Source organism: Bartonella propinqua, from assembly GCF_047263965.1.
Lineage (GTDB): Bacteria > Pseudomonadota > Alphaproteobacteria > Rhizobiales > Rhizobiaceae > Bartonella.
Genome location: NZ_JBLEBK010000004.1, coordinates 1 through 14,874 on the forward strand (window position 1 = coordinate 1; position 14,874 = coordinate 14,874).

The 14,874-nt window shown below is 36.6% G+C and carries 12 protein-coding genes and 1 tRNA gene; 7 read left to right on the forward strand and 6 right to left on the reverse strand.

Features of this window, described 5'->3' with window-relative positions; genetic code table 11:
- The coding region (locus ACMFKV_RS04000; RefSeq protein WP_413154566.1) for a YadA-like family protein at nucleotides 1-1,184 on the forward strand (1,184 nt) is incomplete at its 5' end.
- A gap of 1,279 nt (nucleotides 1,185-2,463) precedes the next feature.
- On the opposite strand, the gene ACMFKV_RS04005 is transcribed toward ACMFKV_RS04000, so the two are convergent.
- Nucleotides 2,464-2,537: transfer RNA gene (locus tag ACMFKV_RS04005), tRNA-Met, on the reverse strand.
- Nucleotides 2,538-2,699: 162 nt separating this feature from the next.
- Between ACMFKV_RS04005 and ACMFKV_RS04010 the strand changes: the two genes are divergently transcribed.
- Together ACMFKV_RS04010 and ACMFKV_RS04015 are read left to right on the forward strand one after the other, a co-directional pair.
- Entirely contained in the window at nucleotides 2,700-3,668 is a 969-nt protein-coding gene (locus ACMFKV_RS04010; RefSeq protein ID WP_336288186.1) for a Gfo/Idh/MocA family protein, read from the forward strand.
- 43 nt (nucleotides 3,669-3,711) lie between these two features.
- Nucleotides 3,712-4,830 (forward strand): DegT/DnrJ/EryC1/StrS family aminotransferase, encoded by a 1,119-nt coding sequence (locus ACMFKV_RS04015; RefSeq protein ID WP_413154568.1) that lies wholly within the window; start codon nucleotides 3,712-3,714, stop codon nucleotides 4,828-4,830.
- A gap of 235 nt (nucleotides 4,831-5,065) precedes the next feature.
- On the opposite strand, the gene ACMFKV_RS04020 is transcribed toward ACMFKV_RS04015, so the two are convergent.
- Complete coding sequence (locus tag ACMFKV_RS04020) at nucleotides 5,066-5,728, reverse strand: hypothetical protein (RefSeq protein WP_413154569.1); 663 nt, start codon at nucleotides 5,726-5,728, stop codon at nucleotides 5,066-5,068.
- A 27-nt stretch (nucleotides 5,729-5,755) separates the two neighbouring features.
- A complete protein-coding gene (locus ACMFKV_RS04025) occupies nucleotides 5,756-6,352 on the reverse strand; it encodes a DUF1134 domain-containing protein (protein ID WP_336288189.1) in 597 nt (198 codons plus the stop codon).
- 213 nt (nucleotides 6,353-6,565) lie between these two features.
- Here ACMFKV_RS04025 and chpT point away from each other — a divergent pair, with 213 nt between their 5' ends.
- Nucleotides 6,566-7,204 (forward strand): histidine phosphotransferase ChpT, encoded by a 639-nt coding sequence (gene chpT, locus ACMFKV_RS04030; protein ID WP_336288190.1) that lies wholly within the window; start codon nucleotides 6,566-6,568, stop codon nucleotides 7,202-7,204.
- A gap of 180 nt (nucleotides 7,205-7,384) precedes the next feature.
- On the opposite strand, the gene ctrA is transcribed toward chpT, so the two are convergent.
- The gene (gene ctrA, locus ACMFKV_RS04035; RefSeq protein ID WP_336288191.1) at nucleotides 7,385-8,086 is read right to left on the reverse strand and encodes a response regulator transcription factor CtrA; all 702 of its coding nucleotides are present in this window, start codon (nucleotides 8,084-8,086) and stop codon (nucleotides 7,385-7,387) included.
- Between the two features lie 574 nt (nucleotides 8,087-8,660).
- Between ctrA and ACMFKV_RS04040 the strand changes: the two genes are divergently transcribed.
- On the forward strand, nucleotides 8,661-9,047 hold the full coding sequence (locus tag ACMFKV_RS04040; RefSeq protein WP_413154570.1) for a flagellar export protein FliJ: 387 nt from the start codon (nucleotides 8,661-8,663) through the stop codon (nucleotides 9,045-9,047).
- A gap of 130 nt (nucleotides 9,048-9,177) precedes the next feature.
- Here ACMFKV_RS04040 and sciP read toward each other — a convergent pair whose 3' ends face one another.
- Nucleotides 9,178-9,453, reverse strand: a complete 276-nt coding sequence (gene sciP / locus ACMFKV_RS04045) for a CtrA inhibitor SciP (protein WP_332060535.1) — start codon at nucleotides 9,451-9,453, stop codon at nucleotides 9,178-9,180.
- A gap of 332 nt (nucleotides 9,454-9,785) precedes the next feature.
- On the opposite strand from sciP, the gene mnmA reads away from it, so the two are divergent.
- Entirely contained in the window at nucleotides 9,786-11,009 is a 1,224-nt protein-coding gene (gene mnmA, locus ACMFKV_RS04050; protein ID WP_413154571.1) for a tRNA 2-thiouridine(34) synthase MnmA, read from the forward strand.
- A 1,761-nt stretch (nucleotides 11,010-12,770) separates the two neighbouring features.
- Entirely contained in the window at nucleotides 12,771-13,679 is a 909-nt protein-coding gene (locus tag ACMFKV_RS04055) for a cation diffusion facilitator family transporter (RefSeq protein ID WP_336288194.1), read from the forward strand.
- 92 nt (nucleotides 13,680-13,771) lie between these two features.
- Here the strand turns inward: ACMFKV_RS04055 and ACMFKV_RS04060 are convergent, their stop codons facing one another.
- Nucleotides 13,772-14,674, reverse strand: a complete 903-nt coding sequence (locus ACMFKV_RS04060; RefSeq protein ID WP_413154572.1) for a metallophosphoesterase family protein — start codon at nucleotides 14,672-14,674, stop codon at nucleotides 13,772-13,774.
- Nucleotides 14,675-14,874: the final 200 nt, after the last annotated feature.

The window sequence follows — 14,874 nt, forward strand, 5'->3', positions numbered from 1 at the left end:
CAGTTGATCAATCTCTGACAGATATTTACGGTCAGATTTCACATATATCGAGCAATGGTTTGATAAAAAGTGCCGATGGTGTCATTAGCATTGGTGGCAGGAGTGATGGCAAAAAAGTGAGTATTGCCAATAAAGATGGCAAGCCTCGCATCTTTACAGGTGTTGCCAATGGAGAAGTTTCTGAGAGCTCCACAGAAGCGGTGAGTGGTTCACAGCTTTATTTTATGAGTAAACAACTTGCTTCTTATTTGGGTGGTGGAGCTAAATATGAAAATGGTGAATGGATAGCTCCTAGCTTTAATATTTCTCAATTTATTGGCAGTCGTGCGGAAAAGATGAATTATAATAGTGTTTCTGGTGCTTTTGCTGCTGTTGATCAGGGTTTGTTAGATCTCAACAAGCGTCTTAATGATCTTCAAAATTATGTGCCTTCTAGCTCTGGCGGTTTAAGTTGGAATAAAGACAAAGAAGCTTATCACGCAAGTTATAATGATCAAGCTGCTAATATTATGAATGTAGTTGATGGTGAAGTTGAGAGAGGCTCTACTGATACGGTAAATGGTGGGCAGCTTTGGAATATGAGCAATCAGTTGGATAATCTTGGAAATAAAGTAGATAGTCTTGAAGAAAAGTTAAACAATGCTGCAGGTATGAATATAGATGGTGTGGTTTCTTATGATACAGGTGACGATGGAAACAAAAGCAATCAAATCACTTTAACTGGTGGGAATGGAAGTGAGCCAGTTGTGATTGATAACCTTGCTAATGGTTATGTTGAAGCAGGTTCAAAAGAAGCAGTGAATGGTGGTCAGCTACATGATAAGATGAAGACAGTTCTTGGTAATGCAGAAAAATACACGGATGAAAAAATCGGTGATGCTATCAATCAAGTTAATTCACACACTGATATGAAATTTGCGGCATTAAGTTATGAAATTGAGCATGTTCGGCAAGAGGCAAGACAAGCTGCAGCTATCGGTTTGGCAGTATCTAACTTACGTTACGATGATACGCCTGGGACATTAAGTTTTGGAATTGCTGGTGGTATATGGCGCAGTCAGTCTGCTCTTGCTTTTGGGGCTGGTTATACATCTGAGAATGGTAATACTCGATCCAATTTATCTGTAATCAATTCTGGAAGACACTGGGGACTAGGTGCAGGATTTACTATGTCATTTAATTGATAACAAATAAAAATAATTAAAAAACTCTTATTTTTATATTAAATCAGCCTTTAGTAAAGCAATATAAAGTGCAGGGAAATGTGGAGCTTTCGTGTCAAAATGAACTCTATATGTATGCAGGATAATCTTACATATATGGGTATCTTTGCTAATTTTTGGCATGTGGAAGCAGATGATGTACAGAAAATTTACGTATTATTAAGGCGTGGGTTTGAAAGACGTTTGAACAGTTTTTCTCCTTCTGCACTCAAATTGACGCTTCATTGCATTCAATCTTTACTTTCAGTTTGGTGAGTAGCAATTTTAGATAGAAAGCTTATTGTCTGCACCATGGCATTTAAGGAAGAGTATTTTTTTACCTTCTGCTATATGACAATCGACTCTAATTATCGACAAATTGGGCTGGGAAAAGCGTTTGTTACCAGCCATAATACAGAAGTTCGCAAACGTGAACTTGGGTGCATTAAAATTGTTTTACGCGAAGTGTTAACTGAAAACGATTTAGTTTTTAATCAGCTAGGGATTTATCCGAATAATATTCTCTAAGTCGGTCATCCATTATGTATGAATTGGAGTTAGTTAAAGGCACAATAGATATGTTGTATATTTAGGCTACCATACATTACTTGTTAAGCAAGTAACTTAAAAAGAGAGTTCAAACCATTCATCATTACTACAAAATCAAAATATGGTATTGATAATTTAAAAGATGCTCAAAAATCTTAAGATTCATAAGATCAAAAATACTTTTATCAATAATCGTCTTAACAATCGTCGGCATAATCACTGGTTATGAAAAAGAAGTATTTACAGTAAGAAACATCCAGAACTACTTGTAACTTTTTGCTTCTAAATTTTACAACCTATTACTTCGTTTTCGAGAGAAACATTTTCAACAAATCGTTATTCAAGGGGTAGGTATTTTGTGCGCGGTCGGTGTGTGTATCTCATTGAATTTTATCTAATGATTAACATGTTATCGCACTTACTCGCAGTTTTATCTACCAGTTTTTTAGGTGATATGATTGCTCGCGGAGCACTTTTGAGTAGACGTGTCTGCTTTTACCGGCGATTTCAATTCGAATAGCAACTTACAATGCAAAAGAAAACAATGCTCTTTGAGGGGTCTTTAAAAACACCTGTGAAAATCCCTTGAAAGCCCTTTAAAAACTTTTTGAAAAAAACGATCGGTGCAAAATCTCGTGTCAAATTATGCAAAATTTAACGGCGAGCTACACCCATGTAAAGAAAGTATAGGATTTTCTAAAAAATATAACGGTAGCGGAGGAGGGATTTGAACCCCCGACACAAGGATTATGATTCCTCTGCTCTAACCTACTGAGCTACTCCGCCAAGGTGATATTGTAAGTTATTTTATCTTTTGCGGATATAAGAGGTAGAATAGCGTGATGTCAAGCATCGTTTTTAAGCTTTTCTCTTGTCATTCTATTTTATCCCCGATATGGAGTATATAAAAGTATGTTTTTTATATGATTAGCAGGGTAAGGCATAAAAATGTTGCCACGTATAGCGGTTTTAGGGTGTGGTTATTGGGGGAGTAATCATGTGCGCACGCTTCAAAGTCTTGGAGCTTTAGTAGCGGTTTCTGATGTTAATATTGAGCGTGCAAAGAATTTTGCGCGCATGTATGGTGTTGAAGCTATTGCACCAAATAATCTTTTTATTCATGAAGATATTGATGCACTAGTGTTAGCTTTACCTCCACAATTTCATACGGAAAATGCACTACGCGCTATTAAAAATGATAAAGATGTATTGGTTGAAAAACCAATTGCCTTGAATGTATCGGATGCTGAGTGCCAAGTGCAAGCTGCTGATGAATATGGGCGGATTTTTATGGTAGGTCATATTTTGCGGTTTCATCCTGCTTTTGAAAAAATGTATGAATTAGTGACAGCAGGAGAATTGGGGGATGTACGTTATATTTATTCTCATCGACTAGGCTTTGGAAAATTTCATACACAAAGCGATGCTTTATGGGATCTTGCTCCTCATGATCTTTCAATGATTTTGGCTTTGACAAAATGTGAACCTTTTGAAGTTCGGGGAGAAGGGGCTGCTGTAATTGAGCAACTTTCTGATTTTGCTCATATTCATATGAATTTTCCAAATGGGGTACGTAGTCATCTTTTTACTTCACGTCTTAGTCCTTATCGCGAAAGACGTTTAACGGTTGTTGGTACAAAGGCTATGCTTGTTTTTGATGATATGCAACCTTGGAATCGTAAATTAGCATTTCATCGTTTTACTGTTTGGAAAGAAAATAAAGAATGGGCTTTTGACACTGATAAGTTGCGTTATATTGATATTGATGAAGATTTGCCACTTACTTGCGAATTGCAACATTTCCTTCACTGTATTAAAACGCGTCAATCGCCTCGTACAAATGGCGATGATGCTGTTGCTGTTTTACGGATTTTAACTGCTGCTAGTGTCAATTATCAGAGAGATAAAAGAAAATAAGTAGTGCTTCTTTTGCATTATTGTGATTATCAATGGAGTTAATATGCAATTCATTAACCTTGGGGCGCAGCGTGCACGCATTGGAGATAAAATTAATGCTGCGATTGCACATGTTATTGCTAGTGGTCAATATATTTTGGGGCCAAAAGTAACAGAGTTTGAAGAGCGATTGGCAGACTATCTTGGTGTTAAACATGTAATTGCGTGTGCTAATGGAACTGATGCGTTGAAGATGCCTCTTATGGCTAAAAATATTGGCATAGGTGATGCTGTTTTTTGTCCTAGCTTCACGTTTTCTGCAACTGCTGAAGTTGTTGCTTTGGTAGGTGCTGAGCCTGTTTTTGTTGATGTTATGCCTGATACGTTCAATATCGATGTTGAAAAACTTTGTGAAGCAATCGAAATGATTAAAAAAGAGGGGCGTCTCAAACCAAAGGCAATCATTTCTGTTGATTTGTTTGGGCTTCCTGCTGATTATCCCCAAATTACTGAAGTAGCTGAGAAGGAGAATCTTTTTATTATTGAAGATAGTGCTCAATCGATGGGTGGCAAAAGTGGTAATGTTATGTGCGGTGCTTTTGGTGATGTGGCTGCAACTAGCTTTTATCCTGCAAAACCATTGGGGTGTTATGGTGATGGGGGGGCTATGATGACCAATGATGATGATTTAGCAGTACTTTTACGCTCTATTTTATTTCATGGTAAGGGTAAAACGCAATATGACAATGTGCGTATCGGGTTGAATTCACGTTTGGATACAATTCAAGCTGCAATTTTGCTAGAAAAGCTTGCTATTTTTGAAGATGAGATGGAAAAGCGTGTGGAAATTGCTCAATATTATTCTGATCATTTGAGAGATATTGTGACAGTTCCAGAAGTGGAAAATGGGGTTCGTTGTGCTTATGCACAATATACCATTAAGGTGGAAAATCGCGATAGCTTAAAGGATTATTTACAGAAAAATTCTATTCCCACAATGATTTATTACAACACTCCATTGCATCAACAGCCTGCTTATAAACACTTTCCTTATGTAAAGGACTCTCTTTCTGTTTCTGAATCTTTGGGAAATTATGTTTTAAGTTTACCTATGCATCCTTATTTGATGAAAAGTGAGCAGGATATGATTATCCAACGAATAAGAGATTTTTATCATTCGTGAAAAAATGTCTTTATCTTGAAAACTATTTAACTGCAGGTTTTATTTCGATTACGTCTTGGCAAACGTTTTGTTGGGTTATGATTAAGAAAAGCAGAATGATATGAGAAGGTGTTCTCTTAAGTAGGGGCGGCTCATATATAAAGATCACCTCTTATGTTTCAGCAAAGAATTTTTGTGTGACATAAGATACAATGTGAATTTTAAATATTTATATTGAGCGACTTTAAAAGATAGCCTACGTAAAGGGTTTTTTTGGGGGGCAGATTATTTTTTCGCGAATACGAGATGCTAGGTCATTTTTGCTTTTAGATTTTTTGACAAGCGTGTTGATGGGTGAAGTTTCGCCATTTTGCAGAGCTATTTGAGCAGTTAATGTTGCAGCCAATTCTTTCGTTTCTTCACGCAGTTTATTTAGAAGTTGGTGATGAGAAGTCGTGTCAAGATCATCGATTTGAATTTCTTGTAACCGTTGTTGATAGTGTGCGATTTTTTCACGCATAGTTTTGGTTTCCATTATGAAAGTATTTGTTGTGAGAGTGCTTTGTTCATTTTTTATTTTAATAGATTTTTTCTGGTGAGGAGCATGGGACGTGCATTGTATGGGCAGACATGATTGATAGAGCTGTTCTATTGCTTGGCTCAGTTGTATTTTTTGTTGAGCGTATTTTTTTTGCAAAGAGTCGTATTTTTGTTCATTGCGCACTAATTCCACAGCATGTTGAGCTCGAAGAAAATCGTAATTTGCTTGTATTTCCGTGAGTGATAATGGAATTTGTGCAGAAACAAATTGGCGTGCAAAGTGAAGAGCTCTGCGCCAAATAAGGGGGGCAAAAAGCACTAATAGCCAAGAGGTGAAGGCGATTCCAAGAACAAAGAAAAGAAACGATTGGATAAACATAAAATCCCCTTTGTAATGAGAGTCCGTTTAAAACGGGTTCCATGTCGGTTTGGGTGTTAATTTTAAATATCCTACATTAATACCAAGACGTGCACCAATTCCTGTACGTATTGGAACCAACAGGATATTGTCCCGTTTAAGGACGTGAAAGCCAATACCTGCAACTAAATAGGCCGAACCTGAAATACCGCCATAGCGTCCCCATAAATTATTTATATTATTAAGATTATAAATTAAGATCATTAAACGAGAACCTTGACCACCAAAATCCCATCCGACAGAAGGTCCTTGCCAAAAAATTTTATGCTGACCGTAGCTTTTGGTAAAAACTTTTCCCTCGCCATAGGTTAATCCAGCAAAAAAGGCGCCAGAAGCTTCTTCGCCTAAAATATAGGCATTAGGATAGCCATATTGTGAAAATATATTTTCAATTGCGACCGCTATTCCGCTTGCAGTTTTTCCAAAAAAAGCGTGACCAGAGTCGATAATTTCTTGCAACGAGTAACGTGGCTCATTTTGTTCTATTAATCGGGGTTGAGTATGTGCAGCGCTTATAGCTACGAATAAAAGGAATATCAAAGATATAATGTTTTTGTGCCAACGTAACAGAAGAGAGAAAGCCATGAGATTTTTCCTTTTATGAGTTACAAACAAAAAGATAATATGAGGATTTTCACCTAATTTAAATAAAATAAGCTACAAGGTTGTTTAAATTATTGAATTTGTTTCTCAAAAAATAGCATAATTATTAAAATTCCATATATGTATGTATGAGATGTTAAGAGTTTTGCGTTAAAGTGAAATTCTTGTTTGTAAATCTGGGAGTTATCAATAATTATGACGTTAGCTGTTTCCTTGAAATCTACTGATCTTGCTGCTTTGCTTTGTAGCCGTATTTGCCATGATTTGATTTCACCTGTTGGCGCCATTCAAAATGCGATGGAACTCTACGATGAAGGAGGAGCTGAAGAAGATGCTTTGCAATTGGTGCGTTGTTCTGTTGCAAGTGCCTCTGCACGTCTACAATTTGCACGATTGGCTTTTGGTTTTGCTGGATCTGTGGGGTGTGAAATAGATACGCGTTCCGCTGAGCAGGTCGCTCAACAATATATGAAAGAAGAAAAAGCAATTTTAGAATGGAAAGCTCCTGCTCTGCTTTTACCAAAAGATGAAGTGAAACTTTTGCTCAATCTCTTATTGATTGCAAATGCAACAGTTTCTCGTGGTGGTGAAATAGTTGTTATAATTTTGCAAAATGAGAATAAGCGTTCTTTTCGATTTGAGATTTGCGGTAAAATTTTACGTATCCCTTCTCATTTTATGGACTTATATAATGGGAAAGTGCAGGAAGAGTTTATTGATGCTCATGTTATTCAGTTTTATTATACAGTGTTACTTGCTGATATGACAGCCATGAAAATAAATATAGAGGAAACTGACAGTCGTATTATTTTAGAAAGTATGAAGAATCTTTAAGAAAAATAAAAGCGCTTAAGTGGTATCGAAAAAAGATAACTTAGACTGAAGTGATGGTATAGGTAGCGTTCAACCCTCTTAATTTGCAAAATATTTTCTTTATGAAAGGGTTCTTGTGTTTAATAATGGAGCGAAAAACCTCGGCCCGCTACTCCGAGATTTTACAATGTGTATTATTGCTTAAGCGGTTTTGCGTACGTTTTCTTCAATTGGATCACGTAACACATAGCCGCGTCCCCAAACGGTATCAATGTAGTCTGCACTAGAAGATACAGCTTCCAGTTTTTTCCGCAGTTTACAGATAAAGACATCAATAATTTTAAGTTCTGGTTCATCCATTCCACCATAGAGATGATTCAGAAACATTTCTTTGGTGAGTGTGGTACCTTTACGTAAAGAAAGAAGCTCTAGCATCTGGTATTCTTTACCCGTCAAATGGACAGGATGTCCTGCAATTTCAACTGTTTTAGCATCAAGGTTAACAACGAGATCGCCAGTAACAATAATTGATTGTGCATGACCTTTAGAGCGACGTACAACTGCGTGAATACGTGCAATTAACTCATCTTTGTGAAAAGGTTTTGTCATGTAATCATCGGCACCAAAGCCAAAACCACGCACTTTATCTTCAATAGCGCCCATACCAGAAAGAATGAGGACAGGAGTCTTTATTTTTGCTAATCTTAAGGTTCGCAAGACATCGTAACCTGACATATCAGGTAAGTTCAGATCAAGCAGAATGATATCATAATCATAAAGCTTACCTAAATCGACACCTTCTTCACCTAGATCAGTGATGTAGACATTAAAATTTTCTGATTTGAGCATTAACTCAATACTTTGAGTTGTTGCTTTATCATCTTCAATTAATAATACGCGCATTTTAGATCCCTCATCTTACTCTTCTCACATTGAGAGGAGTTATTTTGTTTTATAAACAGTTAGTGAAACAGCTGTTTATAAAAAATGATTCATAAAAACAAACACTTTTCAAAAAAGTGTTTATGAATATTTCAGCAGTACGCGTAACAATCACTACTGAATTCTCCACTATCTATGATAGTGGTTAACAAAATGTTTTTATTTTTAAAAGAGGTTAACAAAATTTTTTTAAAAAATTATATATTTTTTATTTAATGGAAAAATGCGTTGTAATTTTTATTAAATTTTAACCTTAAAAAATCATTATAATATATTATTTTTTAATTACTTTTTTATAATTTATTATTATTTACTGATTTTGAAACTTCTTTGATCTTATAGTGAAGATGAAAAGTAAAAAAATAGTTATCTCTCTTTAAAGTGGGTTATGTTTGTAGATACTTTAGGGAAGTTGAAAAAGCTATAGTTTCCAGTGAAAAGGAATGTTTATTTTTCGTAAAAAGAGAGCAATGAAGAGTATACGTTAATGATGTGAATGCAAATTTTGAGTTGGCACGTTTGAGGAGTAGTGAGTATGAAGTCGCGGGAAAGTATGGTGCGATTAAAGATGTTTCAAGTGCGTGGAAAACGTCGTGAAATTGCACAGCTTGAGATGATGATTACAGAATTTGAGCGAATGGTGTTAGAGCTAGAAGCACAAATTGAAAATGAAGAATGTAAATCTGGAAATAATGATATTCATCATTTTGCTTATTCCGCTTTTGCGCGTGCGGCGCGGCAAAGGCGTGATAATCTTATAAATTCGATTCGTGATTTGCGGCTTCAGAAAGAAAATGCTGCAATTGCTCTGCGTGAAGTCAAAACAGAGTTGCAACGTGCACAGCGCCTTGAGGTACGAGGAAACGAGGCAGCAACAGATGATGGCTGTGTCTTGATGCAATCTAACTCCATGACTGGATAATATAAGCTGCAGCTCTCAGAGAAACTCTTTAATATTGACATGTTAAAAACAAAAAACAGCCAAATTGAATAAACATTTGGCTGTTTTGAATCGTATTTTGAAATTGAGACCCAATCATTATCAATGGTAATTAATACCTATAGTGTTGAATCCTCGTTACTCGTAGTCCCGCTAAGCCGTGCTCATCGATTAAACTCTGCCATGAAAGAAATTCTTCTACGGTCAAAGTATAACGTTGACACGCTTCGTCAAGACTTAACAATCCACCTCTAACTGCTGCAACAACTTCAGCTTTGCGACGGATGACCCAGCGCCTTGTTGTTTTCGGTGGAAGGTCAGCAATTGTGAGCGGACTTCCGTCCGGTCCAGTAACATATTTTATTTGTGTTTTTGTCAAATTGGTCATTATTTCTTCTATTACTGCTTAAAGACTCGACTTGTTATGTAAAATATGAGTTTTAAAAAAAAGCTAAATTTGTAGGAAAAAAATTAATAAAATAAGCCAATAGTCTAAAAATATCACAAAAAGTAAGTGGAACAGTCTATTATATAATGCTTTAGTTGTATTTTGATTCACAGAGTGAGGAAGATTTTCATTGTGCCTTATGTGCATTTTCAGCTGCTTTTTAAAAAAGTGATGTTATTGATTGTAGAAAAGGATAAAAAAGCAATATAAAAACGATATATAGCGTGCACAAGAATATCAGTGAATGATACACTTTAAGTAGAGAATAAAATATGTTTTTGAATAGTCTTGATTTTCTAGGACAACCTGAAGATTTCCGCGTTGTTGTTGCAATGTCTGGAGGAGTTGATTCATCGGTTGTTGCAGGTCTCTTGAAAAAAGAAGGTTATGATGTAGTCGGGATTACATTGCAGCTGTATGATCATGGTGCTGCTACACATCGTGTGGGTGCATGTTGCGCTGGGCAAGATATTGAAGATGCACGTCGCGTAGCAGAAATGTTGGGGATCCCGCATTATGTTCTTGATTATGAGAAACGATTTCGTGAGGCTGTGATTGATCCTTTTGCAGAAAGTTATGCACACGGAGAGACTCCCGTGCCATGTATAGCGTGCAATCAGAGCGTTAAGTTTGCTGATTTATTAGAGACTGCACGAGATTTGGGTGCAGATGCTTTGGCAACGGGACATTATATTCGCAGCCGCCCCCGTGGCGAACATCGAGCACTCTTTCGTCCTCTCGATTCTGAACGTGATCAGAGTTATTTTCTTTTTGCAACGACACAAGAACAGATTGATTATTTGCGTTTTCCACTAGGGGATCTTTCAAAAGCACGTGTTCGTGAAGTCGCGGCAGAAATGGGTTTTGTTGTTGCCAATAAGCATGACAGTCAGGATATTTGCTTTGTTCCGCAAGGGAAATATTCCGATGTTATCACAAAATTGCGACCAGAAGCTGCTAATCCTGGAGCTATTGTACATATTAATGGGCAGGTTTTGGGAAAACATTCAGGAATTGTCAATTATACTGTTGGTCAGCGTCGTGGCATTGGTGTTGCGACGGGTGAAGCGCTTTATGTCGTTTATCTCGATGTGGAGAATGCGCGTGTTATTGTTGGTCCACGTGAAATGTTGGAAACACATAAGCTTTTTTTGCGTGATGTAAATTGGCTTGGTGATGAACAGTTGGACAGTTTCCCTTCCGATGGTGTTGAGGTTGCGGTAAAAGTTCGCTCAACTTGCTCTCCACATTTGGCACGTTTGCATTATCAAGAGGGAATTTTTTCTGTTGATTTGCTAGAGCGTGAAAGTGGTGTAGCACCAGGACAAGCCTGTGTTATTTATGACGATAAGAGTGATGAAGCACGTGTTCTTGGAGGTGGTTTTGTGACGCATTCAGAGCGTGCTGCTGGTACTGAAGTGATGTTGAAGCGCATTTTGTGCAATCTGGAAACAAAAGTGCCTCTTTCTTCTGAATGTAAAACAACGGCTTCTTAGACAATCTCTTTGTAAGTAAAATATATACCTATTATGGAATGCTTTGCTATAGTTTAAATATTATCGCCTTTAGCAGAGCTAATCAAAATCGGTAAATATGCTTATGCAAAATCTAATATTGTAGCAACATTGCAGTTATCGAGTCTGTAAACCAAAGAGAAGCTGTAGGCTATAAAAATGTGCAAGATTTTTATTTTTGCAAAGGTGTGTGAGTAAGCCATTATTTATTCTTTGTTTTTAAAGTTGTTTTTTCTGAGGAGTGTGGAGCAGAGAGGAAGAACGCGCATGAAGATGAAAATTTTGATTGTTTGAAGTTTTTATAATGCTGCTTGTATCAGTATCTTGTATAGAAGATATTTTTAAAGTTATCTCAATAGAGAGTTTGGTTGGTTTTTAGTAAGTAAGCCGTATGAGGTTTTCTACAATGATAATGCCATCATAAGTAATAAAGGTGGGTGCCAATAAAGGTGGGTGCATTGTGAAAAATGATAGCTATATTATTACAGTTAAAGATACTGCATAAAACCAAAGCCAAGGTTTGTTTTAAAAAAAATTTTTAATGATAAGAGCATTCTGTGTTGGTTGATACTGAGTATACCACGGTAAATATGGAAGCCTGTAATATTACATATGCTTTTTTGCAAAATACAATAGATGAGATAGGCTAAATAGAACATGTTAATTATGTTGCTTGTAAGTGGGTATGGGGCGAGAGGCATTTTGTCACTATGAGCAACTATAGAGTGGAAAGCTCTTTTGAATGCAGCAATGTGGATAATATATGACTGCTTTCAGTGGTGAATTGATGTTATTGCCTGACAAAATTTTTTCATGAATGTTACGATAAAGTATTCAGGTACGAATTATCAGCTTCGTGGATTGTTGTGATATTCAAATTTATACGAAGATTTTAGCGTTATTTTTTCTAAGTTTTCAGATGTTAAATATTTACTACTTTATTTGTGAATAGAGAGGTAAAAAATTGCATTATTTTAAACTTAAGGTAGAATCTATGTTGACATAATACAACTATAGGTATAGTATGAAAATACCGAGTGCGGTGCAATGTATTGTTTCCGTATCGGGTGCAGGGCTTTAGGTCCCCGCTATTTCCTAAGCTCTGTATACCCTTAATTGCTAAGGGAAAAGAATCTGGGTCCCCAATGCCCAGATTCTTTTTTTGGGGAGGATGAAAGTTCTCAGTTCTCAGTTCTCAGTTCTCAGTTCTCAGTTCTCAGTTTTCCTTATCTTGAAAATGATTTTTAAGATTGTTTGGGAGTCATAATGTTTTGTTACATATAAAAGTAAGGTTGCCAGCAAAACGCTGAGCAACCCTTTTTGTGCTTTGTGCAATTATTTTAATTGGTACGATGTTTAAAAATTGATAGAGACGGTGCGTTAGCATGAGGAATTTGAGCAAAATAAAACGGTGCTTTTTTTAATCAGGCAACAATAACGTTCAGTGACGCAAGAAATTATTGATAATCAGGATGAGATGTATTGAATTTTTCTTGAGGAGACTGATTTGTTTCTTTTTTCATCATATCCGCATTACTAATGCCTTTTTATATTCATTGCGTTATAGTGTATAAAACAGAGACGTTGTTGCAAATGATAATAGCAAGCCGTGGAAGACCTTTGATTGTATGTTGAAGCTGCTGTGATATGAGAAATATTGTCCTGACAGGTAAAAAATATCATAAGGGAGTATGGTTAAAAGTGTTATTACTTATTGAGTGAAGAAGAAGGGGGGGAGATGTTATGGATATAAAAGTCAATATACAAAGCTTAGCTCTACGCTCTATTTTTATTGCTTGTATTGTCTTTTCTTTGAAATATTGGACATATCGCATTACTGATTCGGTTGCACTTTATTCTGATGCATTAGAATCAATTGTAAATATACTTGCAACATTGGCAGCGTGGTGGGCTGTTAAAGTAAGTATGAAGCCAGCGGATCAAGAGCATCCTTTCGGACATTATAAAGTGGAATATTTTTCTGCTATTCTTGAAGGTATACTGATCATTATTGCAGCAGTTGTGATTGTAAGAGAAGCATGGATATCTCTTTCCACTGTTGAATTAGTACAGGAGCCTGGAATATGGCTTGTTATTCATCTTGTAGCCAATGCTATAAATTATATATGGGGGCGGGTTCTTATTCAGCAGGGGAAAGTTCATCGCTCCCCAGCTCTGCAAGCTGATGGGATGCATTTCATAACAGATGTTTTTACTTCGCTTGGCATTTTAATTGGTCTGACTGCTGCTTTTGTAGGTGGATGGGCTCTTTTGGATCCAATTTTGGCAATAATCATTGCTATTAATATTCTTTTACAGGGAGGAAAAGTGATTAACAATGCCATTCAGGGGTTAATGGATGCTGGAATTGAGTTAAATGAGACTATACGGATTCGTGATCTAATTTCTGCAAATGCACATGGTGCGCTTGAAGTGCATGATTTACGTACGCGCGTTGCAGGCAGAGCTACTTTTATAGAGTTTCATTTGGTTGTGCCAGCTGCAATGCAGGTAGGAGAAGCCCATCAAATTTGCAACAAAATTAAAAGTGTTCTTGAAAAAGAAGTGGATAATGTGCAGATTTCTATCCATGTAGAACCTGAAGATGAGGCTAAACTCCCTCTTGGGACGACAGTTGTCCCTTTTGTATAAAGAATTTTTATAAGAGTGTTTGCCAAATAATATCACTGTTTAAAAGAGCATGAAACAAATAGCATTTTTGTTTGTCATTTAAGTGCCAAGAGTTAAAAATCAATTTTTTCAGTGCACGTTATTTCATTTTTTTGATTGATAATACTATAACGTTGCAGTTGACAGTGCCATTCATGATGCAAGCGTTCAATGGCAAACAAGTTGAAGCCAGCAGGAGGTTTTTTGTCACCAAAATTTTGCGATGCGGAAGCAACCCCGACAACAGGAATTTTTCTCATGCTTCCTTCAATGATATTTAATGTGGGTAGATGAGTATGTCCGTGAAGAATGAGTTCGCAGCCGTGATGTTTGATAACTTCTTGAAAACGTTTTATGCCCCATAATTTTTTATGCCAAGAGGTTGCACGGTAAAAGGGAGGGTGATGTATCATTACCACACGAAAGAGATTGCGTGCTGCAGCTTCATCTAAAAGTTGCGATAAAGTTTGTGCCTGCATTTTTCCAAAATAGCCAGAAGCTTGAAAAGGTGGTGTAGCAATGGCAGAAGAAGCACCTATGATGGCTACATTATTGCGAATGCGCATATAAGGAAAGGGAGAGGCGGTTTTTTGAGGAAAATCACCTTTAATCCAAGGTTGCAGGAGAAGACATGCCTTTTGGAATGCTCCGCGGACATAAGCATCATGATTCCCAAATGTTAAAGAAATGTTTTGAGGTTGCCCTTGGTTAAACAACCAATGACGAGCTTGTTCAAATTCCTTATTGAGAGAAAGATTGACAAGGTCTCCAGAGATTACAAGGTGGTCAGGATTTTTCTTTTTTAAGGTGTCCATCAAAGTTTCTAGGACATTTGTTGCCATTTGGTTTTTGCGTTTTTTTTGCCAATTAAGATAGCCAGTAAGGCGCTTCCCGAAAAGTTCAAATAAGGAAGGTTGCGGTAAAGGTGAAAGATGCACATCCGATATGTGGATAAGATAAAACATAGATGTTAGCATAGCGCTGAAAACGATTTAGGCAATAAAAAAGAAGAGAAGCTAGTGCATATTTGAGACAAAAGAAAACTGTTAAATGAAAAAGGATTTATTGAAAATATGAAAAAGTTCTCTGAGAAATTTATATTCCATTGGTTTTTGAGTTATAAAAAATGAGTGTGTGCAATTATTGTTGCATGATTAGCAGTGTATATTTCTTATAG